Raw genomic sequence first — 21,818 nt, forward strand, 5'->3', positions numbered from 1 at the left:
CTCAGTAATTACATGAATTGGTTCAGGGGTACGTAGTCTTTAACGTACTCCGGGATGCCGTCGCGCCATTCAAGCGGAACAGCTTTCAAGTCACCAATACCGAAGGCCGGATTGACGTTCAGCTCAGTGAAGCGCTTGTCGTCGATGATGGCGCGCAGGGCTGCATCGGTGGTGTAGGCCTTGAAGTAGTACTTCATTGCGAGCACAGCGCTACCTTGGTCTTCGGAGAGCCTGCTTTGGTTGGCTAACAGAAACTCTTGAAACTCATCCTCCAGCAGTTCGTCCTTACTCTTAAAATAGGGGATCAAGCCGAAAATTTTCTGCAATATTTCTTTGAGACTTATTCGGCGATCAACTGCGGCTGCGCGACGCAGCTTATCGATACTGAAGTATTCGTTGGGCTTGTCAAACAGTTGGGTGACCACGTATTCGATAGCCTGTTCCCACTGCCCGTTTTCCACCTGTTGTTGGAGGGTCGCGTCTGACTTGACCTGATCTTCGAATTTCTCGAAGAACATGCGGTCGATTTTCATTCCCTCGTAGCCAATTAACTGCTCAGCAACTTGATGGAGGGTGTCGGTACCCAAGTGCTCATAGAGCCCGCTGGGTGGTAGTGATGCCCCTCCCCCACCGCCTTCACCCGTACGAACGGGCAGCTTGAGTACCTCGTCGTAGTCAAACTTTTCCTCGAAGTATTCGCAGTTGGCGAAAAAATCGAAGAATTTGAAGCGCTTTTTATCTGGCTCGGCAATTAGTGGTTTGAGGTCGAAGTCAAAGAGCTGTTCGAGGAAGTCGTGTTTACGTGTACCGCGTCCCTTGATTTGCACGAAATCGGACGGTGAATAGACCGGACGCATCAACGCCAAGTTGAGGATATCCGGGCAATCATAACCCGTGGTCATCATACCGACCGTTACGCAGATGCGCGCCTTGCTGGTCTTGTAAAGCTCGGAGAAATTGGCCGACCCCAACAATTTGTTGTTGGTGAAGTTGATTGTGTACTGCTGTGCCTCGTTCACGCTGGAGGTGACCTGAACCGCGAAGTCCGACTGGTATTTGCCAGGCCACAACTTGTCGGCGATCTCGTTCAAGAGCTGAGTGAGCTTAGCAGCATGGTTCTGGCTGACCGCGAACACCAAGCCTTTGCCAAACTCGCTCGTCACTGGGTCCCGAAGGCCATTGTTGATGAATGTTTCGCAGAACACGAGGTTGGTGGCTTCGGAGAAGAACTTTTTTTCGAAGTCCTTGGAGATGAAGCTCTGCTCTTGCTCACCCTCTTCACTAGCAGGAGCCATGATGGCGTAACCCTGCTCAGAGAGCAGCCTAGTGGTAATATCTGTCCGGGCGTCAACCACCACAGGGTTGATTAGGAAGCCATCCTTGACGCCATCCAGTAGCGAGTACCTGAACGTTGGCTGCCCAGTCTCGCACCCGAAGGTGCGATAGGTGTCCAGCAACATACGACGTTCCTGTTCGCGTGGATCTCGCGTGCTGGGCTTGCTGGCGTCAAAGCTCTTCAGGTAATCGCGCGGTGTCGCAGTTAATCCCAGCTTGTAGCCCACGAAATACTCGAACACTGCACGTGCATTGCCACCGATGGATCGGTGGGCTTCATCAGAAATTACTAAATCGAAATCTGTAGGCGAGAACAGCCGCTTGTACTTATTGTTGAAAAGCAGTGACTGGACCGTGGTGACTACAATTTCCGCCTTCCGCCAATCATCTTTGCGCTCTTTGTAGATGACCGTGCTGTAGTCATTCTTCAAATAATCCTTGAAGGCCTTAGCTGCCTGCTCTTCAAGCTCAAGACGATCCACCAGGAAAAGAACCCGGCGAGCGTTCCCAGTACGAAGAAACATTTTGATGACGGCAGCGGAGGTCAGCGTCTTGCCCGTGCCGGTGGCCATCTCGAACAGGAAGCGTGTTTGGTCATCGGCTACCGCGTCCTGGATCGCACTCAATGCCTTCTTCTGGTAGTCGCGCAGGAAGCGGAGCTTGTTTTTGGCTATGAAAGTGGGCCGCTCGCCTGCACTCAACCACCCTGCTTCTTTTTCATACCGGGGCATCTGGGTTTGGACAATGTAGTCCCGCTCCACGCGCTCAACTATCAGACGGCGCTGATCTGGCTCGAACCTCTGGTAGCTCTTGAGTGAGTCCGGCGTTGGATAGGCCGTGATGATGTGCGGATTACCCTGCTGCAGATCCCAGAAGTAGTGCAGATTGCCGTTCGAGAGAATCACAAACCGACAATTGAGCGACTTGGCGTATTTACGCGCCTGTTCCTTACCGACTAAAGGATTTTTTTCCTCAGACTTGGCTTCAAGCACCACCAGCGGAAAGCCCTTGTCATCGAGCAGCAGAAAATCAATGAAGCCATTCTTGGTCGATTCGAAGTTTTCGCCCAAGTCGTCGATCTTTGTTCGGTCGAGCTTGACGTTGAGTTCTAGCGCAATATTGGCTTTATCTTTACCTTCATCGAAGAAGCGCCAGTCGGCAGCCTCCAGCAGCTTATTGATTTTGATACGTGCTTGCGCTTCCTTGGCGGCAGCCATTCAGGCTTTCCTCTGAGTAGTCGTGCGGTCAGTTTGATCGGGCTGCAAATTGTGCTGCTGGGCGTAGCCCAGGATCAGAACTTCAATCATCGAAGCGGCAGAGCGATGTTCCCGCGCTGCTGCCTGGCGTAGCAGTTGCTTGATCTCAGCAGAGGTGCGAATTGATAGGGTTTCGTCCTTCAAATGCTTCATGGCATGACCCAAAAATTGGTAACTGTAAATGTACTGCGTTTCGCCTTACACGCCCAGGCAAAGTGGCGCATTTTGCAATGCCTTTGCCATTTAAGAAGAGGAAGGAGCGCGTATGAAGTTTCCGCAGGGAATCTACGCCAAACAATGACCTTCGGCGATGGAATGAGTCGTTAACTGCAACGCGTACAAATGAATCCGAATAGGAAACGGTCTCTGACCACAATCGGAAAACCCAATGCCGACTCACCAAATAAAAAACAATGCAAAACCTCCAACCTTCAACCTTTGCCCACGCCATCAACCTTGCGCCCGGAGTTGCAATGTCCGTCCCTACATACGACCAGTTTATTGAGCCAATACTGCGCTACTTGGCAGCTACACCCGAAGGCGCGATAGCTCGTGACGCCCATGAAGCTGCTGCAGGAGCCCTAAATCTGTCGGAATCACAACGGCAAGAGTTGATTGCGAGCGGACAGGCAACATACAAGAACCGTGCAGGATGGGCCCATGACCGCCTCAAACGCGCAGGCCTATCCACCAGCGCTAAACGAGGCTATTGGAAACTAACCGATGCAGGCATCACCTATGCCGCGCAGCATCCCTATCCCCTTACTCCAAATAAGGTAGAACAGCTCGCCATCGGCTTTATGGATGTAAGGCTCAGGGGGCCATCTGACGCCATCCCGCTCGACGGGCAAGAACCGATTGCTCAGTCAGCAAGCTCAGCCACTGTCAGCCCAGACGATCGGCTGGAGCACGCCTTGCGGGAGCTACGCGAAGCGACTGCAGTCAACTTACTGGACAGTCTTCTGCAAGTCAGCCCTAACCGCTTCGAAGTCATAGTACTGGATGTGTTGCACAGCCTTGGCTACGGCGCTAGCCGCAATGACTTGCAGCGCGTGGGCGGTAGCGGAGATGGTGGAATCGATGGGGTAATCTCGCTCGACAAGCTCGGACTGGAAAAGGTCTACGTCCAAGCCAAACGTTGGCAAGGCACGGTAGGCCGGCCCGATCTGCAAGCCTTCTATGGCGCACTTGCCGGGCAAAAGGCCAAGCGTGGAGTATTTATTACCACCTCTGGATTCACTGCACAAGGCATCGAATTTGCCCGTACGGTGGAGGGTATGGTGCTGGTTGATGGAAATCGGCTTGTTAACCTGATGATGGATCACGAAGTCGGAGTAACGTTGCGGCTACTCAAGTTGCCGAAACTGGATAGCGACTACTTCGATGAGGAATGAGGCTATTGAATTGGTCCTAGGCTTCAGGTGTGTGCCCATCATCGGAAGCGGGTTAAGTGCTCGTACCGTGAGCGTCCGCTAATGACTAATCGCTGCCGTCGCTACTTCGACGTGCAGCGGACAATCCAGGTGAAAGCGTTGTCAGCATCAAATCAACTGGGTGGTGATCGCCCCCCCCCAAGTGGCTACGCCGTAGACAGGTCGCTTGGTGATGGTCTACGCGCGCGTACGCGCGTACTGCTACAAAAATCATCAAAGTTTGCACAGTCAATGGCCTACGAAAATCATCCATCCGACTCAAATACGCTTAGGGGACAGCCGAAGCACGGTTCTGAAACCGAACCATGTCACGCTCCAGCTTCTCTTCGATTGCCAAGCGCACGAACTCCGAACGGTTGCCCTTAGCCGGATGCCCGCTGCCAAGGGGATAACCAATAAGCTCGTCAATGGTTTCCACCGTATCCCCCTCAACGGAAACGATCAGACGGATCTTTGGCTGATTCTTGAACAGTCGGTTCTTGCTCATCGCTTACTCCTCGGTCTCAATTTATTACATGCCCGCCGCCGCGTAATCTGAAGATTGGGCGGCACTTGGGGTGGGCTCTAATTTGCGCAGATTGCGCCGGTGGTGTTCGGCGCTGCGCCGGTCATGTTTGGCGCACTGGCGCAAGCATCCAATGCGCTGCGCCGATGCGCTGAGGGGGTTATAGGGGGTGGCGCGGCGCACTTTTTAAACGCACTGAATGGGCACATTGTCGATCGAGTCTGAGGCTTTCACCGGCAGCTCGACCAGCACCAGACGCTCGCGGTTCTTACGATTGGGAGTCTTGTACTCTGTGCGCCGGATGCGCCCGACACGGATCAGCGCAGTAATGGCGAGTGCGGCGCGCTGACGACCCGGTTTGCCCCGGAAGGTATGGCAATACTCAGGGAGCGACTCAAGCGCCTTCATAGCCGAATACGCGCCTGGAGTCAGACTGGCGGGCACGTTGATACCCGCCTCATGGGCCGCAGTAAACGCGCGAAGGATCTCGGCGTGATCGAAGCTCTCAGTGGTCAGGCCTTCAATGTGAAAACCAGCCTCAGGCACGGGAACCCCATCCACAAACATGAAGGCCAAAGGCTCTGCCCGCACGCTAAGGTTAGCCTTCTCCTGTACGAGCAGAATGCGCCCCTCCTGCCCCATCAGCGCCAACCGCGAGCGAGCGCTGTTGTGCCAGGCAGTCGAACCACTGTAGTTGTTACCGCGTGCGCCTTCCCTGGCAGCGCTCTTATCGATATGCGCCAGCAGGACCACGGCAGCATCGCGCTCGCGGGCAATGTCGACCAGACCACGCATAAAAGCACGTACCATGCGGCGGCTGTTTTCGTTCGCATCGAAAGCATCAGAAGCGTTATCGAGCACGATCAACCCTGCACCGTGAGCAGCATCCACCAGTTCCCGGTATGCCTGGGTGAAAACGGGCTGTGCGCTGAACCCGTCCCCCTCCGTCATCAGAGCGGCGATGTTCTGAGTACCGTCCAACAGGCGAAGGGAGGCAAGCACACGTTCCGCGGGCAGCCCGTATGCTTCAATGATACTCCGCAGGCGCAGACGCACGATGCAGGCCTCATCTTCCAAGCTCACGAACAGAACGGTGGATTGCTCGACTGGCAAACCGGCGAAGGGAAGGCCGCATGCAACATGTGCGCTGATGGCTAGGGCAAGGCTCGACTTACCGATACCACCATGCCCCCCCAGCAGGGTCACGTGCCGACGAGGCATCCATGGGTTTACGGCATAGCGAACGGTTTCCAAACTGGCGCTCATAACGTCGCCCAACTTCACCTCCCGCAATGCACGGTACGGCGGTGTTTCGGAGCTACCCAGCTCTTCCAATTGGCGATTCAAATGGTCGACTCGCTCCTGTGCCAGTGCCAGCCGGGCGGTGCTCTCCTCACTCAAGGCGCCGGCCATAGCCTCGGCTTTTGCCGCCTCGATAATCAAATACTCCGAACCGCGCACTGTTTGCAGCTTGATGCGCCGAAATTGCTTGCGCTGCTCTTGGCTCAAACTCTCCGGGAACAGGTCTCGCATTTCCAAGCCTACAGCGCCCAGTACGTCACGGGTCTTGCAACCGGCAAAACAGTGAACCAGTGCGCGGCCATCCTCGGCCTGCGACAGACTCAAGGATGGGGACTTGTCTTGATGAGCGGGGCATACGGCCATGAAGCGGTCGCCGTGTTGCTTGACACCTTTCAGACGCGAGCGCAGCACGGCGAGTGGTTCAACGTTGTGAATGGCGATTTTGCTCATGCTGCCTCCATAATCAGCCGATACAGAAGTGCTACAAACGTCAGCAGCACAGGCAGGCGGAGGGCGTACTCAAGGACCGACAAGACGCCGATGAGGGTGATAAGCTGACCACGCGACGGGCTGCTCTGCTGGTATGGGGGGCGGCTCTTTTTCATTTAGAGCACCTCGCCGATGTACACACCACCAGCCTTCAGGCTACCGAAGCAGCCCTTATCGACGGGGTCGGAAGACAGCAGATACCAGCCGTTCTGACTGCCAGGCTTGTCACCGGGGACGTGAAAGCGATGGATATTGCCGTCTGGCATTGGCAGAAAATCAAGCGGCCCATAAGCGGATTGCAGTTCATCAAGAAACAACAAGGAGTGGCCGTTATTCATTACAGGCCCTCCAACTGCTCGGAAATCCAAGCTTCGATCTCCAGCGAGTCCCAGCCAACAACATTCGCACCGGCGATGCGACGAGCCTTCGGAAACCGGCCCTCCTTCATCAAATCATAGATTTTGGTACGCCCCAAACCCGTTGCAGACTTCACAGCGGGGAACCGCAAGATGCGGCGCTGCTGACGCTGGGTGGCTTTCTGTTGGGCGTATTCTTGGTTGGTTGCAGCCATTGTCGTTTTCCTCGCGACTTCGCAGCGGCGCTGCGGATGGCTACGTATTCAATAGACCAACGCGAGTGAGTTCGATCCAAGTGTCTACGGTCAACAGTTTCCGGAAAGACTCAGTCCTCGAGTGTTTCCGGAAACACTCCGCCCTCGAAAGCTTTCTGGTCGGCTGGCGCTCGGGCAGCAACCATCGTTTGAAGTGTCGAAAGGCTACCCATCAGGTCTGCAGCCAAAGGGACTAAGGTTTTGCGCAAATTTGCTTCGCCCGCGTCGTAATGGCTTACGGCTGCGGACAATACCCGGTCGGGAATATGGGTTTCGGTCTCCATAGCCCAAATCAATAGGTCGAGGTATGGCAGCAGCCCATAACGTGCCCAATTCGTATGAGATGGTTTTTGACGCTTTGCTTTGGTCTGCTGATCAGCACGGACTCCTTTCAGCCACGTATCAAACCCTTGTTTAATCTCGCCATCGGTTGCATCGAGATTAACCATGACGGCCGCCCTGGTTACTGGCTGTGGGGTGAAGGGACGATGATATATAGCCTTACGGCTAACCTCCTCACACTTGAAAGTATCAATATAATCTTGTAACAGGGACGAGGTTCCGCTCCTTTTTATCGTCAAAGCTCCTTGTACAAGCACGCCGTGCATGTCACCTATAGTCATGCTCGATACAGGCTGCGCTTTCTTGATGTATTTATGGTCCCACTCAACTGCGAATGGGGATTCGCGCAACGTAGAGGCCGCGTTACCAACCCATTTTCTCCAATCAGACATCGCTTCGGCGTCATCCATAGCGACGTCTCCGGCGAACAATAATGCTCCGTCCGATACGATTTCACCGTTCTCATCTTTGTATGTGATTTCCTTGGCGATAGCGCGCGTTACCGTCCGACGAATAGGGTATTCCGGATTGTTCGTCAGCAACCATTTTCGATAGGCTAGTTGCTCGAACCACTCTTTCTCCCCGAACGTTTCAGCCTGGCGGTACTTCTCCAGATCGAACCAAACCGGCAGATCTTTTACTCGGTCAATTTTTGCCACTGCTGCGCTTCCTCCGGCGACCCACATAGGACGTGACCAGTCAGCAGGGTAGGTATTCCCGCTTTTCGCGCAACCGGGCAAGGCTGGTCGTAAATTGATCAGGCGCGCTTGAAGCCACCTTGAATTACGTTTGACGCTGGCGGCGTGGTAATGAAATTCGCCCAATCAGCCATCAAGGCGCGGCGTTTCTCGACGAAATCGGATCGGGAGTAAGCCGCCTCGGTCTGATCACGCTCGTCGTGGGCCAGCGCCAGCTCGCAGACTTCACGCGGAAATTGAGTGCATTCACTTGCCCAGTCACGGAAGCTCGACCGAAAACCATGGCGGGTCACGTCATCATGCCCGAGGCCGTGCAACAGGTTGCGGATAGCGTTGGCATGCATAACCCCAGTCTTGCCCTGACCAGGGAAAAGATACGAGCTGTCGTCGTCGCGCGGGAGGGCTTCCATTAGCTCGATTACCTCGCGAGCCAAGGGAATGTTGAAGGCCTGACGCATTTTCATCCGCTCGGCAGGCAGCGACCAAATACCGGCCTTCAAGTCAAACTCCGACCATTTTGCAAAGCGGACCATGAGCGCGCGCGCACCGGTGAGGATGAGCAGTCGAGCCGCCATAGAGGCGCGAGATTCGTCCATCGCCAGCTTGACCATAAGCGTCGGCACATCCTTCCACTTCATCGCTGGGAAGTGCTGACGCTGACGAGCTTTTTTCTTTTCCACTTTGCTCAGCAGGCTGTCCAGATGCCCGCGCCAGCGTGCCGGGTTGTCGCCATCGCGCAGTTTGTGCGCCTTGGCGGCATCAAGTACTTGCTCAATTTGTCCACGCACCTCATCGGCAGTGCGGGTCTTGGTTGCCCAGATGGGGCGAAGTACTTTCAGGACCTGCTCGGTCTGAATCTCGGCAGCAGGCAGCTTGCCGATGATGGGGAAGGCATACAGCTCCAGTTTTCGTAGCCAGCCTTTACGCCACTTCTCCGACCAAGCCGAGCCATGCGCTTTTCGGTATTCGGTGGCAAGCGACTCAAACGTCACACGACGCGTTTGGGCTTGTCGCTCGGCTTCGCGCTTCACTTCTCGCTCGGAATCACGGGCAGCCAGAGGGTCATCGCCAGCAGCCAAAACCTTGCGTTGATCTGCTGCCAGTACGCGGGCCTTCGCAAGCGTGATGGTTGGATAAGGGCCCAGGCCCATTTCACGTCCTTTGCCCTCAATCTTGTAACGGAAAATCCAACTAGACACCCCGGCTTTGCTTATCTGGAAATACAGACCATCACCGTCGTTGGTTTTGCCTGCGTCTCCAGACCGGGCAAGTGATTCGATTGCCTTGATCGTCAGCTTGCCCATAAAGCCTCCTCAGTCCGACCCACACTTTGACCCACACCCTGATCGCGGTTTCCAGCAATCAACGGCGGGGACTTACGGACTGATAGTAGGCTCAAAGCCTAGTAAAATCTAGGCTTTGAGGAAAACTGCAAGAAGCTGCGGATCATAAGAATGCCGGCCACAAGCCGGCTTTTTAATGCCTGAAAGAAACCTAACATACCGTCAGAAACATAAATTCGCGCTTGTCGGATATGAAAGCTTCTTGCTACCGTAAAGACAAACGTCATTACAGGTATCCCATCATGGCCTCCATCAATATTCGCATCGACGATGAGCTGAAACAGCGCTCCTTCGCCGAGCTGGAAAAGCTCGGCGTAACTCCGTCAGAGCTTCTGCGCCAGACACTTCAATACGTCGTCGAGCGGGGCAAGCTGCCCTTCAAAGCGGCATTAATCAGCGAGGAAGATGAAGCCCTCATCGCCGTAGTCACCGAACGTCTCGCCGCTCCTCAGCGAGTCAAGGTAAGTCTGGATGACCTATAACCTTGAATTTGATCGTCGTGCGTTAAAGGAGTGGAACAAGCTGGGCGATACGGTTCGCCAACAGTTCAGGAAGAAGCTAGCTGAGATACTGAAGAATCCTCGAATAGAAGCCAATCGACTTCGCGAGCTGCCGGACTGCTACAAAGTGAAGTTGAAAAGCGCTGGCTATCGATTGATCTATCAGGTGCTTGATCAGGAGATCGTGGTGTTCGTAGTCGCTATCGGGAAGAGAGAGCGAGAGGCTGCTTACGAGGTTGCGCAAGACCGACTGCCCCCCAGCGTTGAGTCAACTCAATGATTGAGATTCTCTGAAACAGGTCAGCAGCCTGCTGACCTGCTCGCTAGTTCAGAACCCGTCGCCCCTTCACGGATAACTGAACGACTTCACCAGCGTCAGCTCACCCACCGCGCGCATCGGGATCAGAAACGTCTCCATCTTCTCGTTCGGTGTGCCTTCTTCAGTAATCACCGTCACCTGCGCCGTGGTCAGCGGCTGCACCGCTTCATCCCCGCCCTCGTCATCCCCGCGATAGCCACCGCCGTAGTAATTCACGTACACCAGATACTGGCCCTTGATCGGCGCCGGCATGGCGAAGATTTCCGGGCCGTAGCCGGTGGTGACGTCGACATCGAGTGCTGCGCCGTTAGGTGCGACGCGATTGCCGTACCAGATGTGCGCGCCGTCGGGGGTGACGAGGTGCAGGTCGAGGTCGGTGCCGTCGCTGTCCCACGCCAGCAGTACGCGCAGTTTCGCCGGGGTCGCGCCGCCGCTGGTGTTGAGGAATTGAGTGCGGTGGCGTTGCAGGCCGTCGGGGCTGCGTACTTCGACGCTATTGCTGCCGTTGGGAAAGGAGAACGGGCGATCGAAGTGGCCGCTGTCGTCGATTTTCAGCGGCATGCTCACGCCGTTGACGATCAGTCGGCCAGGCTCGTTGCTTTTCGGCGAGGCTTTGATGTCACCGCTGATGCGGGCGGTGTTGGCTTGGCCGACCGGGGTGTTGACCGACGAAGCCGGGTAGTTGACGGTCTGACGGAAGCTTTCGCCCTCACCTTCCGGCGCGCCGCTGCGCCAGCCGCCGACCGGAGTGTCGAGTTTGACGCTGTCGGCAGCGATGGCCGGCGATAGCGCGGTCAAGGTGCAGAGCAGCAGCAAGACCTGTGGATAACGGAGTGTCATGGTCTATTCCAGCAAAAGGTGACGGGCGAGCCCTTCGATGTAGGTTTCATCCTGGCCGTTGGGATGTGCTTCAAAGGCCAGGTGCAGATATTCGTGGGTCAGGTCGAGGCGATCCTGCAGGGTCAGCACGCCACGTACGTAAATGCGCTGACGTTCACGATCGACGAAGGGCCGGCCGAAGGCCAGTTTGCACACGGCGAAAGTGCTGACTTCGTTGTAGCCGGTTTCGCTTTCCAGCGTCGGGCGCCAACCGCGTCGCTGTTTCTGCAGCCAGTCTTGCGCAGCGGGCAGCGCTTCGCAGGACGCGACCGGATTGTCCCAACGGCTGAGGCTCGCGCGCGGATAGGCGTGCAGCAGAATCGCGTCGTAACGTTGACCGGCGTTGGCTTGCTCGACGGCTTGTTGCCAGGCGAGTTTGTCCGGGCCGGGTTGATCGGAGTGATAGGTGACGGTGCTACCGGCCAGTACCAGATCCGCTGTCCACGCCGCGATGTTGCGTGATTCCACCGAAGCTGGCCGTGGTGCGACACGTTGGCGATTGCTGCTGTCATCAATGCTCAGACAATCGCCGTTGCGCGTGGCGTTCTGCAGCAGATACGTGCGAATCGCCACGGCCAACGCCTTGGCGGCTTCGGCCGGTTCCGGTTTGGCTTCACGCTCCAGTACTCGCGCAACGTATTCTTCGCGATCAAGCCGTGCGACGAGTTTGTCGTTGAGCAGAAACAGTTCGCCGTCACTGTGGATATCCAGCGCGTTGCCGTTGGCGAATTCGACGCGGTAGTCGCCCCGCAACGGGCCGGACGTCACCACCCGCTCGCCAGCCAAAACCCGCGTAAACGGATAGCGCGAGAACAACCCGACTTCAACACAACGGCCCGTCTCTGCCGGCCATGTCGCTGGCAACATCGTCGCCAGCGCCTGCCCATAATGGCGCAAAACCATCTGACTGGTACCGCGTCCGCCCGCCCAGACCGGCGAGCCATCCGCCGTCCAACCGGCAAACCCACCCTGTCGTGATTGCGGGTCCTGATCGCCGAGCCAGCTCCAGGTTTTCACCCGCAAGCGCCCGCCCAGTTCACCGACGACATTGCCGTCCGCCACATTCAGCACCACATCGAGCAGCACTCGACGCGCCTGATCCTGCGCCGGCAACACGGCCAGGACCTTCAGCAATTCAGCCACGGAAACCCGTTGCGCCGGTTGCACCGACGGCAAATCCAGCAACCACGACGGTGCCTGACGCGCCTGCCAATACGTTCGCCAATCCGCGGCCGCAATCCCCAACCGCGCAGGCTCGAAATACAACCCGCAGGATTTCACCAACGCCTGATCACGCTCGACCTTGCCACCCGTCGCGCAGCAATAAACCTCGTCCTTCGACTGCCCGCGGCATTCATAGGCCGGTTCCCGCGCGCCGGTATCGACCAGCCACGCATAGACAAACAACTTCCACAGACTGCCCAGCGGCGTATCCAGCGATGACGGCAACGGTTCACGAGCGATCAGTTGTGTCTGATTCAGCGACAACAACTCGCCCTTATAGGCCACGCGCAGCGGCTCATCCTGCGCCGTCGCCAGCGCAGGCATCACACACATCAGCAGCCACAACAGCGGCCGGCGCATGTCAGTTGACCGTGACCTGACCGAGGGCGGCTTTCGCTTCCTGGGCCTGATGCTGCGGCGCGTAGACTTGCGTGAAGCGCACCGGCGGCAGGTTGAACTGGCCCTTCTGTGAGAAGCGCACCAGATGACGCAGGCGCAATTCTCCGCTCAGCGCATCGACCGGCACCGCGTAGGCCAGTTGCCCCGGTTCAAAGCGTGCCTTCTCCAGCGCCGTCGGCTCGGTGCCGTCCTTGCCCTGCAACTTGATGCCCCACGTCGTGCGCTCGACGTCGGCGCCCGGTGGCAGCGGCACTTCGAGCATGCCGTAGCGCAGCGGTTTCGGTGCTTTGCTGGTGAGGATCACTTCGTCCAGATACAGACTGTCGCTGGACAACGGCTTGCTGCCGACCGGCTCCAGTTTGAAGGTGAACGCTTCATCGCCCGGCACCAGTCGCGACAGGCGACGGGTGATGGTCACGGCCATCGGATCGACTGCCGGTTGCTGAGTCTGGAAGCTCAGCGCCGCACGCAGCGGACGCTCCTGTGTGCCCGACACGCTCAACACGCTTGGCACTGGTGTCGCGCCTTGCCACGTCCAGTACATCTCGCCGCTGGCACCGTAGTTTTTCTTCCAGCCTTCACCCGGCGTCAGGGTAATGGTCGGCGATGCCTGAGCGATGCTGCGCTGCAGCCAGGTCAGCGCCAGCGCACGTTCCAAGGTCGACTGTTGCGGCAGCAGGCGTTGCAGCAGCGCTTGCGCACGCGCCTGATCGAATGGCTGCAACGACAAATTCAGCGCTTCGGCGAACGGCTGCGAACTGACCGACAGACGCTGTTGCGCAGCAGCCACCTGACGATTGAACGCGTCTGGCAAGGCCACTTTCGCCTGCGTGGCCAACGAAGCGGTCAACACCCGCGCCGCCGCCAGACCGAGCGCCGAATCCGGATCACTCATCACCAGACTGTCTTCACCATCGTCCATCAGCGTCTGCGCATTGCCTTCACCGGCCTTGGCCAGATCATCGATCAAACCGCTGAGCAGTGTGTTCACCGGCAAATGCATCTGCTTGGCGAACGACAGAATCAGTGCCCGTTGCAGCAACGGCGTGTTTGGCGCTTGCTTGGCGTAAACCTCCAGCACCCGCTGCCAGTGCTCCGGCGGCAAGGTCAATTCCAGCACCTGGCTGGCATTCCAGTCGGCGTAGTAGGCGTAAGCAGTGAGGAACGCATCCGGCTCACCGTCGTAACCCCACCAGGTGAAGCTCGCCGACGGCCCGGCCATTTGCACCAGACGCAGACGACTGTTCTGCATGATCAGGCGCAAGCGATCACGGATCTGCGGATTCGACGCGAGCGACGGATAAGCGATGCTCAATGGCAGCAAACGACTGGCCGTCTGCTCGACGCCGCCGTACGGATAGCTGAGCAGATCATCGAGTGCGGAACGGAACAACGCTTGCGGACTGTCATCCAGACGCAGGCGAATATCGCTGGCATCTGCCGGCAGACTCAGCGCGGTATCGCCGCTGGCGACATCGAGGCTTTGCGTCTGCGTCACTTGCCAGCCGTCACCGGTCGCACTCAAGCGCACGGCGAGGGCGTCGGCGGTTTTGCCGTCCTGCACCAACTCCGCCGTCCACTCGCCGGAAGCCAGGGCGAACGCCGGCAGCGGCAGGTAGTTGATGCCGTTGTTCAGGGTCACCGGCAGACGCTGTTCGGCGCCAGCATAGTGAGTCACCAGTTCAGCCTTGACCGGTTTCTCGGCCTGACTGAACGCAAACACGCCAAGTTGTGGCTGATCGCCCTTGCGGAATTTGCTCGGGCCGCTCCACTTCAGGTACAGCGGTTTTTCCGAGCGAACGAACTGCTTCTTCTGCCCGACCTGACCGTCATCGGCGATGGCGCGGGCGGTAATGCGCCAGCGGGTCAGCGAGTCCGGCATCTTGAAGGTGAAGCGGGTCTTGCCGTCGGCACCGGTCAACAACTCCGGCTGCCACGCGGCGGTATCAACGTCTTCCCGACGCGGCCGCTCCAGCACTTTCACCCCGCGTTCACTGCGGTTGGCTTTGCCTGGCGCGCCTGGGCTGCCCGGCAACGCCACGTCGTAACTGATGAACGACAGGCTGGCACTGGTGCGCACGTTGTTGCGGCGCGGGTGGTAGAAGAACTGGTCGATGGTCGGCGCGACTTCCGGTTGCAGCGCGTAGACCATTTCGTCGACGACGCTGACGGTCAGATGTGCCGGCACCGCTTTGCCGGCGAACTGCGTGGTCAGGTCAACCGTGACCGTGTCGCCCGGCAGATACACCGCTTTGTCAGTGCTGATCGCCACGTCGATTTGCGGCGCGACCACTTTGATCCCGGCGTTCTGGAAGCTGTACTGACCGCCCTTGGTGTAGAGCACCGAGAAGGTCAGGTTCGGCGCAAAGTTGTCCTTCACCGGGATGCGCGCGCGGTATTGGGTGTCGCTGATTTTTTCCAGTTTCAGCCAGTCGCCGCCCTTGGCCAGCAGCGCAGTGGCTTCGACCTTGTCGCGTTCCAGCGACAGCAACGCATCACTGACCGGTTCCGGGAAGGTGATCAGCGCCAGTGCTTCATCGCCCGCCTTGTACTCGGCTTTATCGAGGACGATTTCCACAGTGCCCGGCACCGCTTTGACGCCGTCGCCAGTAACCGAATGCCCCGTGGCACCGAGCACGCGACCGTGTTGATCTTTCAAGGTCAGGTTGTAGGTGCCCGGCCGATCAAACGCCAGGCTGAAGCCCTTGTCCGTCGCCGCGAGTTTGCCTTCACCGCTGCTCTGGTCTTCCAGACGCACCCAGCCATAGGTGCTCGGCGTCACCGCTTTGCTTTGCTCGCTACCGCCCTCGTTGGCGTAGCTGAACGCAACCTTGTCGCCGACCGCGCTGAAGCGTTGCGGCGCGCTCAGACGGAAACTCGCCGCGCCACGGTCGATAAGGATTTCCTTGGTGGTCTTGACCCGATACGCCGCGCCATCGCTGGCGAACACGGTGAGCATGTAGCGGCTCGGTTTGTCGGCGGCTGGCAGATCAAGGGCCGCGTTACCTTTGCTGTCGGTGGTCAGTTCGGTGCTGGTCAGTTCCACCGGGAATTGCCCGAGGTATTGCAGCTCGTTGTCGACCATCGACAGTTGCTGGGCACGCAGGCTCAGGGTCAGTTTGGCGTTGGCCACCGGTTTGCCGTCCGGGTAAAGCAACAGCAGACTGCCTTTGACCGGCTCGCCAGTACGGTAATCCTGTTTGGCCAGATTCAGCGAAATCTCGAAGTGCGGCTTGATGTATTCCGCCACACGGAAGGCGCTGCTGTAGGCCTGATCCTTATAGTTGAAACGAATCTCGTAACCACCGGCCACGGCGTTGTCCGGCAACTGGAAGCGGCCTTGAGTACCGGCCTTCGAATCGAGTTTCAAATCGAGGTGCTGCAACTCGGTGCCAGTGGCATCGAGCACGCTGACCGTGACATCCGCCGCCCCCGGCAACACCGAATCCCGCGCATTCTTGAATTCGCGACCGACGATTTTCAGCGACACCCAATCACCCGGGCGATACAGCGGCCGGTCGGTGAAGGCATACAGTTTGGTGTCGTAGATTTCGCTGTCGTAGTAGAAGTTTTCCGAAACGAATACGCCGCCCTCTTCGTCCTCGCCGATGACGAACGAACGCTCCGGGCTGACGTGTTTCAGGCGCAGCAAACCATCGGTATCGGTGGCGCCGCTGCTCATCACGCCGAGGCCGTCAGTCCACAGCACGTTGACCTTCGGCACCGAACTGCCTTCGTGTTTGCGCGCCGCCCAGACCAGCAATTCATCGCCGGCAATCTTGCTCACCGCGACCGTGTTGGAGACGAACACCATGGTAGTCGCGCGGTACTTGCCGATCAGCGCTTCGACCAGGTACAGGCCCGGTTTCAAATTGCCCAACGGGATGTAAACGTTGCCGGGTGCGACGCTAACGAAATCACTGGAAGAACCGGCCAGATTCACCCCTTCCGGCGGCTGAATCGGCTTGGCCTGCCACAGCGGATAGCGGAACTGGCTGACCACCGGCAGACCCGGAATCAGCGCAAATTGCGGCTGCGCGTCGTACGGTGTCGGCGCGGCGATGGCGTTGCCCATCTTCAGTTCCGGCACTTCTTCGGTGACCTGTTTGCGCGATTCATAAGAGAACGCACGCTGCATCACCCGCCGGGATTTGCGGTACCAGTTGTCCCACAGATACGCGAGGGTGTTGGACAGGCCTTCGCCCTTGAACTGGCCGTCGCTGACCACCCGATGCAGGTTCTTCTGACGCTTGAGGAAGTCCAGCGGCTTGTCGATACGGTACACGCGAATGTCGGCGCCGCCGTAGGGTTCCATGCGGAAACGACGATAGTCACGACCCGGTGCTTCGAGGCGCACCATCGCCTGTTCATCGGCAGCGAAGCTGCTGTCGGCCAAGAGGAAAAAGCTCTCACCGGAGACCGGCGTGTAGTTACTCGACTCGACCGAGTCTTCGGCGTTGACGGTGGCCAGTGGCAGCAACAGCGCCAGCAGCAGAGGAATTCGGGAGCAGAGTCGCAACATGCGGGCACCGGTCATTGGGAGAGAAAGTTCAGTCGATAGACGCCGATGAAGTTGGGGTTGGCTGCGTCGGGTATCCATCGGGTGTCCTTCCATGTCATGAGTTGCTGCAGGCTTGCCGAACGCATGCCGTTGTCAGTCGGGGTGGTAGTGCCGGTGTGATAGGCGATGTAGCGGCCCATCCAGATCATCAGGTGCTGGTCGTCGCCCTGATCGAAAAACATCAGATCACCGGGCCGTGCTTGCGACACGTCGCGGCTGACCAGATGGCTGTTGAACTGAATCAGTTTGATCGCGTTGACGTACGGTCCGACCTTGCCACCGCCCTGCTGCCATTGCTGGGCGAGCTTGCGTTGCTCATCGCTAAGCGACAGTTCCGGCGGCAGATAACGATTGGACAGGCCATTGCTGCGCAGCCACTTGTCGTCATGAACTTTCAGCGCTTCGTTGGCGGCAAAGCGCACCAGCCCGGCACAGTCCTGCTGATACCAGCGCGGGCTCGGGCCTTGGCTCAGTTGCTCCTGGGCGATACGCACGAACCAGGCGCGGAATACCTGGGACTGCGCCGGATCGAGTGCCGGCGCTTCGACGGCGCGGGCGCCCGCACTGAGCAACAGCGCGAGCAAGCCGAGGCTGCGGATCAATGCTGTCACAGCGCTTTCCATTCCAGCGGCAACCACTGCCAGTGGCCGTCAGGCTCGCTGCCTTCAGGCAGGGTCAGCGCATATTTGCCGTAGCCGCCGAGGGTGCGCAGTTTCGGGATCAGGTAAGTTTGTGCGGCGTTGTAAAACACCGGTTCCATGTCCTGCGGCAGGCTGTCGAGGGTCTCCTGCTGCATCAGTTGCGCCATCGAGTCCGGGCCGAAGTAGATCGGCATCAGCACATCTTTGGGCAGCACGTCGGCCATTGGCGGGAAGCGTTTGTCGAGAGTGCCGATGGCTTTGTCGACGAGCTTGTCGTCGAGGGAAAACAGCAGCGTCGAGCCGTGACGGGCGAGGCTGACTTTCATGAACGCCTTGCCGGAAATGGCATCCGGATTTTCGGCAGTCTTCGCCGCATACGGGCCGAAGTTGGAGCTGACCTGACGCTGCCAGACGTGGTTCTGGCCTTCCTGCTTCTCTACTACCGGGAACACGTTTTCGTCGACGTTGGCCTCGAACGCACCGACCATCGAACCGAACAGTTTGCCGAGGTCGCCGTCGAGTTTGCTGCTGTCCTCGTCTTTCAGGCTGGCCACCAGCAACGGCGTATACAAACGCGAATCGGCATACCAGCACAGGCCTGCAGCGCCGGCCACGTGTTCGGTGAGCGTTTGCGCCACCGCTTCTTCGGCGCCGAGTTTTACCAGCAATGGCTTTTGCGGTTCGGCAGCGATCGGCAAGGTCACGCAGGCACTGGCACCCAGCGGCATCGCTTGCCAGACCGGTTTGAAATCGAAGTCTGGCTGGTTGTCCAGTTCGTCCATGGCCAGGTAGCTGTGCCAGCCCTTGTCATCCATGTCGAAGCGCAGCCCGGCGAAGTTCGGGATGAAACGCTGATAACCCATGGCCAAGACACTGGAGTTCACCGACAGGCGCTGTTTGGTTTCCGGAGTTTTCGCCGGCAGGCCGAAGGCTTCAGGGAAGAGTTTTTCGCCGTTGAGCAGCGCCGCCAGCGCTTGTGGCGAGACGTGGCCGGACTCTTCAGAGGCGCCGCTTTGCGGGTCGTAGTACTTGGCCGGATTGGACAGCACCACCAGTTTGTCGCCGTGGGAGGCGAACAACAGGGCTTTGCTGGCGTTGTAGGTCAGTTGGTACAGCGGCACGCTATCGCCGCCGACTTTGAGTTCGCCCATCTGGCTGAGTTGCGTGTCATCCAGCGCAACCTTTGCCAATGGCTCAAGCAGTTTCGCCAGCCCGCCGCGATCCATCACCAACAGGAAATCCTTCAAGCGACCGTCCGCCCCGCGCCACAGTGCGACATCGGCCGGTTGATCGAAGAGCTGCTCGATCAGGCTGTCCTGCAACTTCAGGTCATGCTCGTAGATGATCCGGCGCAGACTGCCGATCAAGCCGAGGCGATCAGCATGGGTCTCGTAATAGAAGACGAAATCTTCGGTCAGCGTGGCCTTGAGGAACGGCACGGTCAGCAAGTCTTTTGGCAACTGGCTCAGCGAGCGGGTTTCCAGCAACGCATCAGGGCGGCTCAAGCCGAGCTTGTCACTGGCCAGCTCCGCCGGTGGAACCTTGGGTTTGTGCAGCAGCCAGCCAAGACCGCCCGCGACCCCGGCCACCAGGCACAGCCCGGCCAGCAGCAACGGCCATTTCCGGGAAGGTTGAGTCGCTGGCGTAAGGGCAGCTGGAGTCACAGTGTTATCACTCATCGTTAACAAAACCCGATTTCATCCGTGGCGGGATGCTTAATAGTTGAAAGTCTTGACCAGCAGCAGATCACCGATCGCCCGCAGGGGCACGATGAACGTCTCGCGTTTTTCGTCGACGGTGTTTTCGTTGAGCACCAGCGTGATTTGCGAGGTGATCACCTCGTTCTGGTTGCTGGTCTCCTCGAAGTTATAGCCGCCGTTGCCGAAGTTGCCCCAATAGTTGACGTAAACCAGATAAGTGCCGTGCAGCGGTGCGGTCATGGTGAACATTTCCGGGCCGGGGCCATCGACGCCATCCGGGTCCAGACCACCGCCATTGCTCAGCGCCGGCTGCGCCCAAAAGGCATGCTGACCGTCGGGCGTGACAATGTGCAGATCGAGCTCGGCTTTCGGGTCGTCCCATCCCAAGACAAGACGAATTCGTGCCGGCGTGCGCAAGTTATTTGCTTCATAAAATTGCACGCGCTTGAGCGACTGGCCCTCGGCGCTGATCACTTCGACGCTGTTGGAGCCGGCGCCGAACGCATACGGCCGGGCGAAACGGCCCTGGTCGTCGGTGTACAGATTCAATGGGTTGCCATTCACGGCGAGGCTGTGTGGCGGGCGCATATGACCGATGGCCTTGAGCTGGCCCTGGATCATCGTGCGATTGCGCTGAATGCCGCGATCGATCGGCGGCGTGGGATAGGCGACTTGCGGATTTTCCGTGCGATCGAGCAAGCCGTGATAGCGCCAGCCTCCGACCGGTTCCGACAACTCGGCCGTCGGCGCGGCCCACAGCGCAGGCGCACAGGCCAAGCCGATCAGCAGCCAAAGAAATGAACGCATGTAATGCCTCCTGCCATGCCTGAACGAAACCTTGCACCCGATCCTCGGTACTTCACAGCGGTGAAAACTGCGTTTCGTCTGAAAGACCCGTGACTATTGGGTCGTAGAAGGCGCGAAGATTAGCGATTCGGCGGTTTTTTAACAATCAGATACATGTGCAATCGCTGTAGGAATGATGCCAATCGGATGGACTGTGAGCCGAATAGGCGTCATATTCGGCTCATAAAATGAGCCGAATAGCTTTTCTATTCGGCTCACGGACTCAAGGCAGGCATTCGATGGCAACTCACTGGATCTGGCAGCAGCCCGATTGGCCCGACTTCAACTGGCAGGCAGAAAGCCTGACGCCACTGTTGCGAGCGTGCGTGCAGGCGCAAGGTCAATTGATGGGTATGGCCGGTTCGGTGGACAGTTCTTTAGGGGGGCAGAGCGAACTGGATGCCCTTCTGCAAAATATCGTGACCTCCTCGGCCATTGAGGGTGAGCAATTGAATGTCGGCTCCGTGCGCTCGTCTTTGGCGCGACGCCTGGGTGTGGAATTGACCGACGGCGATAAAGTCAGTCAACGCAGCGAGGGACTGGCGCAACTGATGCTTGATGCCACCCGCCGATACGCCGAACCGCTGACGCTGGAGCGCTTGCTGGAATGGCACAGATGGCTATTCACCGCCCAGGAGACTGACCTAGCTGCGCGCTCAATGCATGGGGGTGCGCTACGCGGTGATGAGCCAATGCAGGTGGTATCCGGGCGCATCGATCGTCCGACGGTTCATTTCGAGGCGCCACCTCGCAAAGGCCTTGAGCAGCGTCTCGAGCAATTTATTGATTGGTTCGAAGCCAGTCAGCATCAAACCGCGCTGGACCCTTTGCTTCGCGCGGGCATCGCCCATTTCTGGTTTGTCACCTTGCACCCGTTCGACGATGGCAACGGTCGCCTGACCCGCACCATCGCTGACTTGGCACTGGCGCAGGGCGAGGCGCTGGCCATCCGTTTCTATGCGATGTCGGCAGGCATTCTTGATGATCGCTCCGGCTACTATCGGATTCTGGAGTCGAGTCAGAAATCCACGCTGGATATCACTGAGTGGCTCACATGGTTCCTGCAAACGTTGCTGCGCAGCCTGCAACAAGCCATCACTCGCATTCAAAGCGTGCTGGGCAAGACGCGCTTCTGGCAGGCGCACCGCGAGTCCGGGTTTTGCGTGGAGCAAGTCAAAGTGCTCAATCGTTTGCTCGACGGCGGCGAGCGGGGCTTTGAGCACGGCATCAGCGCCGGGCAATATCAAGCGGTGGCGAAAGTGTCGAAGGCTACAGCGACCCGGCATCTGGCAGAGTTGCTGGACAAAGGTTGCCTGCAACGTTTGCCCGGAGGTGGCCGCAGCACGCGCTACCAGATCAACTATCCCGATTAGTCCACTGTGGCGAGGGAATAAATGTCGGCCACGACCTGCTCATTTGCCCATAAACCCCCTATC

Annotated in this window: 18 protein-coding genes; 4 read left to right on the plus strand and 14 right to left on the minus strand. The window is 58.2% G+C overall.

Annotated elements, in window-relative coordinates:
• Positions 1 to 8 precede the first annotated feature (8 nt).
• Both WA225_RS13585 and WA225_RS13590 read right to left on the minus strand, forming a co-directional pair.
• Positions 9 to 2,552, minus strand: a complete 2,544-nt coding sequence (locus tag WA225_RS13585) for a DEAD/DEAH box helicase family protein (protein ID WP_422608317.1) — start codon at positions 2,550 to 2,552, stop codon at positions 9 to 11.
• Positions 2,553 to 2,744, minus strand: coding sequence for a hypothetical protein (locus WA225_RS13590; RefSeq protein WP_422608318.1), 192 nt, complete (start codon positions 2,742 to 2,744; stop codon positions 2,553 to 2,555).
• 320 nt (positions 2,745 to 3,064) lie between these two features.
• Between WA225_RS13590 and WA225_RS13595 the strand changes: the two genes are divergently transcribed.
• Positions 3,065 to 3,985 carry a restriction endonuclease gene (locus WA225_RS13595; RefSeq protein ID WP_422608319.1) on the plus strand — a complete coding sequence of 307 codons (921 nt, stop codon included), beginning with the start codon at positions 3,065 to 3,067 and terminating at the stop codon, positions 3,983 to 3,985.
• Between the two features lie 307 nt (positions 3,986 to 4,292).
• Here the strand turns inward: WA225_RS13595 and WA225_RS13600 are convergent, their stop codons facing one another.
• The 6 genes from WA225_RS13600 to WA225_RS13625 form a co-directional block, all read right to left on the minus strand.
• On the minus strand, positions 4,293 to 4,511 hold the full coding sequence (locus tag WA225_RS13600; RefSeq protein ID WP_422608320.1) for a hypothetical protein: 219 nt from the start codon (positions 4,509 to 4,511) through the stop codon (positions 4,293 to 4,295).
• 204 nt (positions 4,512 to 4,715) lie between these two features.
• Entirely contained in the window at positions 4,716 to 6,281 is a 1,566-nt protein-coding gene (locus WA225_RS13605) for an AAA family ATPase (RefSeq protein ID WP_422608321.1), read from the minus strand.
• Positions 6,282 to 6,436: 155 nt separating this feature from the next.
• The gene (locus WA225_RS13610; RefSeq protein ID WP_422608322.1) at positions 6,437 to 6,658 is read right to left on the minus strand and encodes a hypothetical protein; all 222 of its coding nucleotides are present in this window, start codon (positions 6,656 to 6,658) and stop codon (positions 6,437 to 6,439) included.
• The gene (locus WA225_RS13615) at positions 6,658 to 6,891 is read right to left on the minus strand and encodes an AlpA family phage regulatory protein (protein ID WP_422608323.1); all 234 of its coding nucleotides are present in this window, start codon (positions 6,889 to 6,891) and stop codon (positions 6,658 to 6,660) included. The genes WA225_RS13610 and WA225_RS13615 overlap by 1 nt, the downstream gene beginning before the upstream one ends.
• A gap of 110 nt (positions 6,892 to 7,001) precedes the next feature.
• Positions 7,002 to 7,931: a DUF6387 family protein gene (locus tag WA225_RS13620; protein WP_422608324.1), complete on the minus strand. Its 930-nt coding sequence runs from the start codon at positions 7,929 to 7,931 to the stop codon at positions 7,002 to 7,004.
• Between the two features lie 98 nt (positions 7,932 to 8,029).
• Positions 8,030 to 9,274 (minus strand): tyrosine-type recombinase/integrase, encoded by a 1,245-nt coding sequence (locus WA225_RS13625; protein ID WP_422608325.1) that lies wholly within the window; start codon positions 9,272 to 9,274, stop codon positions 8,030 to 8,032.
• Positions 9,275 to 9,555: 281 nt separating this feature from the next.
• Between WA225_RS13625 and WA225_RS13630 the strand changes: the two genes are divergently transcribed.
• Both WA225_RS13630 and WA225_RS13635 read left to right on the plus strand, forming a co-directional pair.
• Complete coding sequence (locus WA225_RS13630; protein ID WP_242206912.1) at positions 9,556 to 9,795, plus strand: type II toxin-antitoxin system RelB/DinJ family antitoxin; 240 nt, start codon at positions 9,556 to 9,558, stop codon at positions 9,793 to 9,795.
• Positions 9,785 to 10,093 (plus strand): type II toxin-antitoxin system RelE family toxin, encoded by a 309-nt coding sequence (locus tag WA225_RS13635; protein ID WP_422608326.1) that lies wholly within the window; start codon positions 9,785 to 9,787, stop codon positions 10,091 to 10,093. The genes WA225_RS13630 and WA225_RS13635 overlap by 11 nt, the downstream gene beginning before the upstream one ends.
• Positions 10,094 to 10,159: 66 nt before the next feature.
• Here WA225_RS13635 and WA225_RS13640 read toward each other — a convergent pair whose 3' ends face one another.
• Genes WA225_RS13640 through WA225_RS13665 form a run of 6 tightly spaced genes read right to left on the minus strand, consistent with a single transcriptional unit; the run spans position 10,160 to position 20,343 of the window.
• Positions 10,160 to 10,972, minus strand: a complete 813-nt coding sequence (locus tag WA225_RS13640) for a YfaP family protein (protein WP_422608327.1) — start codon at positions 10,970 to 10,972, stop codon at positions 10,160 to 10,162.
• 3 nt (positions 10,973 to 10,975) lie between these two features.
• Positions 10,976 to 12,595, minus strand: a complete 1,620-nt coding sequence (locus WA225_RS13645; protein ID WP_422608328.1) for a DUF2300 domain-containing protein — start codon at positions 12,593 to 12,595, stop codon at positions 10,976 to 10,978.
• Position 12,596: 1 nt separating this feature from the next.
• Positions 12,597 to 17,171 (minus strand): alpha-2-macroglobulin family protein, encoded by a 4,575-nt coding sequence (locus WA225_RS13650; protein ID WP_422608329.1) that lies wholly within the window; start codon positions 17,169 to 17,171, stop codon positions 12,597 to 12,599.
• Positions 17,168 to 17,818 carry a DUF1175 domain-containing protein gene (locus WA225_RS13655; RefSeq protein ID WP_034153738.1) on the minus strand — a complete coding sequence of 217 codons (651 nt, stop codon included), beginning with the start codon at positions 17,816 to 17,818 and terminating at the stop codon, positions 17,168 to 17,170. The genes WA225_RS13650 and WA225_RS13655 overlap by 4 nt, the downstream gene beginning before the upstream one ends.
• A complete protein-coding gene (locus tag WA225_RS13660; protein WP_422608330.1) occupies positions 17,803 to 19,515 on the minus strand; it encodes a DUF2138 domain-containing protein in 1,713 nt (570 codons plus the stop codon). Before WA225_RS13660 ends, WA225_RS13655 begins: the two co-directional genes overlap by 16 nt.
• A gap of 36 nt (positions 19,516 to 19,551) precedes the next feature.
• The gene (locus WA225_RS13665) at positions 19,552 to 20,343 is read right to left on the minus strand and encodes a YfaP family protein (RefSeq protein ID WP_422608331.1); all 792 of its coding nucleotides are present in this window, start codon (positions 20,341 to 20,343) and stop codon (positions 19,552 to 19,554) included.
• 278 nt (positions 20,344 to 20,621) lie between these two features.
• Between WA225_RS13665 and WA225_RS13670 the strand changes: the two genes are divergently transcribed.
• Positions 20,622 to 21,755 carry a Fic family protein gene (locus WA225_RS13670; RefSeq protein ID WP_422608332.1) on the plus strand — a complete coding sequence of 378 codons (1,134 nt, stop codon included), beginning with the start codon at positions 20,622 to 20,624 and terminating at the stop codon, positions 21,753 to 21,755.
• Positions 21,756 to 21,818 lie beyond the last annotated feature (63 nt).

Source organism: Pseudomonas sp. (assembly GCF_049300855.1).
In the GTDB taxonomy this organism is placed as follows: domain Bacteria; phylum Pseudomonadota; class Gammaproteobacteria; order Pseudomonadales; family Pseudomonadaceae; genus Aquipseudomonas.

Bases quoted from the DNA above. Each gene is read 5' to 3' on its own strand.
- WA225_RS13625 (WP_422608325.1), bottom strand. From the start codon at position 9,274: ATGGGCAAGCTGACGATCAAGGCAATCGAATCACTTGCCCGGTCTGGA.
- WA225_RS13645 (WP_422608328.1), bottom strand. From the start codon at position 12,595: ATGCGCCGGCCGCTGTTGTGGCTGCTGATGTGTGTGATGCCTGCGCTG.
- WA225_RS13650 (WP_422608329.1), bottom strand. From the start codon at position 17,171: ATGACCGGTGCCCGCATGTTGCGACTCTGCTCCCGAATTCCTCTGCTG.
- WA225_RS13665 (WP_422608331.1), bottom strand. From the start codon at position 20,343: ATGCGTTCATTTCTTTGGCTGCTGATCGGCTTGGCCTGTGCGCCTGCG.
- WA225_RS13635 (WP_422608326.1), top strand. From the start codon at position 9,785: ATGACCTATAACCTTGAATTTGATCGTCGTGCGTTAAAGGAGTGGAAC.
- WA225_RS13600 (WP_422608320.1), bottom strand. From the start codon at position 4,511: ATGAGCAAGAACCGACTGTTCAAGAATCAGCCAAAGATCCGTCTGATC.
- WA225_RS13610 (WP_422608322.1), bottom strand. From the start codon at position 6,658: ATGAATAACGGCCACTCCTTGTTGTTTCTTGATGAACTGCAATCCGCT.
- WA225_RS13590 (WP_422608318.1), bottom strand. From the start codon at position 2,744: ATGAAGCATTTGAAGGACGAAACCCTATCAATTCGCACCTCTGCTGAG.
- WA225_RS13660 (WP_422608330.1), bottom strand. From the start codon at position 19,515: ATGAGTGATAACACTGTGACTCCAGCTGCCCTTACGCCAGCGACTCAA.
- WA225_RS13655 (WP_034153738.1), bottom strand. From the start codon at position 17,818: ATGGAAAGCGCTGTGACAGCATTGATCCGCAGCCTCGGCTTGCTCGCG.
- WA225_RS13595 (WP_422608319.1), top strand. From the start codon at position 3,065: ATGTCCGTCCCTACATACGACCAGTTTATTGAGCCAATACTGCGCTAC.
- WA225_RS13605 (WP_422608321.1), bottom strand. From the start codon at position 6,281: ATGAGCAAAATCGCCATTCACAACGTTGAACCACTCGCCGTGCTGCGC.
- WA225_RS13615 (WP_422608323.1), bottom strand. From the start codon at position 6,891: ATGGCTGCAACCAACCAAGAATACGCCCAACAGAAAGCCACCCAGCGT.
- WA225_RS13585 (WP_422608317.1), bottom strand. From the start codon at position 2,552: ATGGCTGCCGCCAAGGAAGCGCAAGCACGTATCAAAATCAATAAGCTG.
- WA225_RS13670 (WP_422608332.1), top strand. From the start codon at position 20,622: ATGGCAACTCACTGGATCTGGCAGCAGCCCGATTGGCCCGACTTCAAC.
- WA225_RS13630 (WP_242206912.1), top strand. From the start codon at position 9,556: ATGGCCTCCATCAATATTCGCATCGACGATGAGCTGAAACAGCGCTCC.
- WA225_RS13640 (WP_422608327.1), bottom strand. From the start codon at position 10,972: ATGACACTCCGTTATCCACAGGTCTTGCTGCTGCTCTGCACCTTGACC.